Origin of the sequence: Jatrophihabitans sp. (genome assembly GCF_051960575.1) — a bacterium.
Classification (GTDB): domain Bacteria; phylum Actinomycetota; class Actinomycetes; order Mycobacteriales; family Jatrophihabitantaceae; genus JBQCEE01.
This window is the reverse complement of the sequence record NZ_JBQCEE010000165.1, coordinates 1-2,549: the sequence shown is the minus strand read 5'-3', so window position 1 is coordinate 2,549 and position 2,549 is coordinate 1. Positions and strand designations below refer to the sequence as shown.

Sequence of the window (2,549 nt, the reverse complement as noted above, 5' to 3'; positions counted from 1 at the left end):
ACCCTGGTGACCGTCGACCGCCTGCGCGAGGTCTACGCGACGGCGCACCCGCGGGCCCGTGCCTGATCCGATGCCGACGTGCCCGCGGAGTAGCCTCACGCCCGCAGGGGAGGTGCCATGACGCAGTCCGAGGGTGATGCCGCGCCGGCGGACGAGCTGTTCACCGTGCCGTCGCCACCGGCACCGCACCAGCCGCCGAAGCTCGACCCGCTGCCCGACCCGCCGCCGCTGGAGCGGCATGGCCCCGCCCGGGTCGTCGCACTGTGCAACCAGAAGGGCGGGGTCGGCAAGACGACGTCCGCGATCAACCTGGGCGCGGCTTTGGCCGAGGTCGGCCGCCGGGTGCTGCTCGTCGACTTCGACCCGCAGGGCGCGCTCTCGGTCGGGCTGGGCGTCGCCTCGCAGCATCTCGAGACGACCGTCTACAACCTGATCATGGAAGAGGGCGTCGGCCTCGACGACGTCATCGTCAAGACCGGCGTGCCGGGCATGGACCTCGTCCCGGCGAACATCGACCTCTCGGCGGCCGAGATCCAGCTCGTCGGCGAGGTCGCACGCGAGCAGGCACTCGCCCGGGCGCTCGCACCGGCGCGCGAGGCGTACGACTACGTGCTCATCGACTGCCAGCCGTCGCTCGGCCTGCTGACCGTCAACGCGTTGACCGCGGCGCACGGCGTGATCATCCCGCTCGAGTGCGAGTACTTCAGCCTGCGCGGCGTCGCGCTGCTCATCGACACCGTCGACAAGGTGCGCGACCGGCTCAACCCCGGCCTGCGGCTGGACGGCCTGCTGGTGACCATGTACGACGGGCGCACGCTGCACGCGCGCGAGGTCTACAACCGGGTGGTCGAGGGCTTCGGCGACGCCGTGTTCGAGACCGTCATCGCGCGCACCGTGCGCTTCCCCGAGACGACGGTGGCGGGCGAGCCGATCACGACGTGGGCCTCGTCGTCGGCCGGCGCGACGGCGTACCGGAACCTCGCCCGTGAACTGATCCGACGGTCGGCCGCGTGAGCGAGCTGCTCGACGCGGTCGCCCCCGCGGACGACGCGGCGGGTGACGGGGCCACGGCGCCCGGCTTCACCATCCGGCTCGACAACTTCGAGGGGCCGTTCGACCTGCTGCTGACGCTGATCAGCAAGCGGCAGCTCGACGTCACCGAGGTGGCGCTGTCGCAGGTCACCGACGAGTTCATCTCCTACCTCGCCGGGTCGTCCGAATGGGATCTCGGCCAGGCCACCGAGTTCCTCGTGGTCGCTGCGACCCTGCTCGACCTCAAGACGGCGCGGCTGCTGCCGGCCGCCGAGGTCGAGGACGAGGAGGACCTCGCGCTGCTCGAGGCGCGCGACCTGCTCTTCGCCCGGCTGCTGCAGTACCGCGCCTACAAGCTCTCGGCCGCCTGGCTCGGCGAACTCGAACGCACCGCGGGCCGCCGGTACGGGCGCGCCGTCGAGCTCGAGCCACGATTCGCCGGGCTGCTGCCCGACGTGCTCATCGGCATCTCGCCGGCCGACTTCGCCGCCCTCGCCGCGGGCGCGCTCGCGCCGAAGCCGGTGCCGACCGTCTCGACCGAGCACGTGCACAACGTGCGGGTGAGCGTGCGCGAGCACATGGTCGTGCTGCGCGGCCGGCTGCGGCGGGCGGGCACGGCGACCTTCCGGGCGCTGACCGCCGACTGCACGTCCACGCTCGAGGTCGTGGCGCGCTTCCTCGGGCTGCTCGAGCTGTACCGCGAGGCGGTCATCGCCTTCGACCAGGCCACCGCGCTCGGCGAGCTGCACGTGCGCTGGACCGGCGGCGACACCGACGACGACGCGACCCCCGCGATGGTGGAGGACTACGGATGAGCGACACGGTGACGGACGAGACCGTCGAGGCGCAGCCCGTGGACGACGCCGAGGCGGGTGAGGAGCAGCAGCTCGAGGTGCTCGACCCGGCGACGGTGCGGGGCGCGGTCGAGGCCATCCTTTTCGTGGTCGACGCACCCGTCACCCTGGCCGCCCTGGCGACGGCCGTCGCTCAGCCGGTGCCGGCGATCGAGCAGGCGATCGAGACGCTGCGCGCCGACTATGACGACCGTCATGCCGGCATCGAGATCCGCGACGTCGCCGGCGGCGTGCGCATCTACACCCGTGCCGAGCACGCCCGGTTCGTCGAGCAGTTCCTCATGGAGGGCCAGCGCAGCAAGCTGTCGCAGGCGGCGCTCGAGACCCTCGCCGTGATCGCGTACCGGCAGCCGGTGACCCGCTCGCGGGTGTCGGCGATCCGCGGCGTCAACGTCGACGGCGTCGTCCGCACCCTGCTGACGCGCGGGTTGATCGTCGAGGTGGGTACCGAGCCCGAGACAGGGGCGGGGCTGTTCGGCACCACGGAGCTGTTCCTCGAGAAGATGGGTCTGCAGTCGGTGGACGACCTGCCGTCGCTCGCGCCGTTGCTGCCGGACCTCGACGCGCTGGACGGTCTCGAGCTCGATGAGCCCTGATCGCACGGACGGCCCCGACGACAGCGAGGGTGTTCGGCTGCAGAAGGTGCTCGCGGCGGCCGGTGTC

General features: G+C 72.2%; 3 protein-coding genes. All 3 read left to right on the top strand.

The window, feature by feature from the left end; genetic code table 11:
* Window positions 1-117: 117 nt before the first annotated feature.
* Genes ACTHMS_RS09475 through scpB form a run of 3 tightly spaced genes read left to right on the top strand, consistent with a single transcriptional unit; the run spans window position 118 to window position 2,482 of the window.
* Window positions 118-1,014, top strand: coding sequence for a ParA family protein (locus ACTHMS_RS09475; protein ID WP_440306414.1), 897 nt, complete (start codon window positions 118-120; stop codon window positions 1,012-1,014).
* Window positions 1,011-1,847 (top strand): segregation and condensation protein A, encoded by an 837-nt coding sequence (locus ACTHMS_RS09470; protein WP_440306413.1) that lies wholly within the window; start codon window positions 1,011-1,013, stop codon window positions 1,845-1,847. The genes ACTHMS_RS09475 and ACTHMS_RS09470 overlap by 4 nt, the downstream gene beginning before the upstream one ends.
* Window positions 1,844-2,482, top strand: coding sequence for an SMC-Scp complex subunit ScpB (gene scpB / locus ACTHMS_RS09465; RefSeq protein WP_440306412.1), 639 nt, complete (start codon window positions 1,844-1,846; stop codon window positions 2,480-2,482). The genes ACTHMS_RS09470 and scpB overlap by 4 nt, the downstream gene beginning before the upstream one ends.
* Window positions 2,483-2,549 lie beyond the last annotated feature (67 nt).

What these genes read in the sequence shown, in the direction of transcription:
- ACTHMS_RS09475 (WP_440306414.1), top strand. Translation starts at nt 118, where the DNA reads ATGACGCAGTCCGAGGGTGATGCCGCGCCGGCGGACGAGCTGTTCACC.
- scpB (WP_440306412.1), top strand. Translation starts at nt 1,844, where the DNA reads ATGAGCGACACGGTGACGGACGAGACCGTCGAGGCGCAGCCCGTGGAC.